Below are 220 nucleotides of genomic sequence, written 5' to 3'. Positions count from 1 at the left end.
AGAAGAATATACCCTTATTTGATGTTGAGAAAAAGTACAATAAAATGATTGGAAAAATACGAGTTGTGATCGAACACATCAATAGTCAATTGAAGACATTTAGAATATTAAGTGAACGCTATCGAAATAGACGGAAAAGATTCGGTTTACGCATTAACTTAATCGCTGCACTGGTAAACCGGATAAATTTTCAATAATGACTTTCGCAAGAGATCTATTA

The 220-nt window shown here is 31.8% G+C and carries 1 protein-coding gene; it reads left to right on the top strand.

The features are described from left to right. Nucleotides 1-197: transposase family protein (locus L6C30_RS14865; RefSeq protein ID WP_236163358.1), on the top strand; the 197-nt coding region annotated here is incomplete at its 5' end. Nucleotides 198-220: the final 23 nt, after the last annotated feature.

The organism is Acinetobacter sp. KAM396, assembly GCF_021602765.1.
Classification (GTDB): domain Bacteria; phylum Pseudomonadota; class Gammaproteobacteria; order Pseudomonadales; family Moraxellaceae; genus Acinetobacter; species Acinetobacter towneri_A.
Note: the sequence above shows the minus strand (reverse complement) of the source record. Positions and strands in the feature narration are given on the sequence as shown.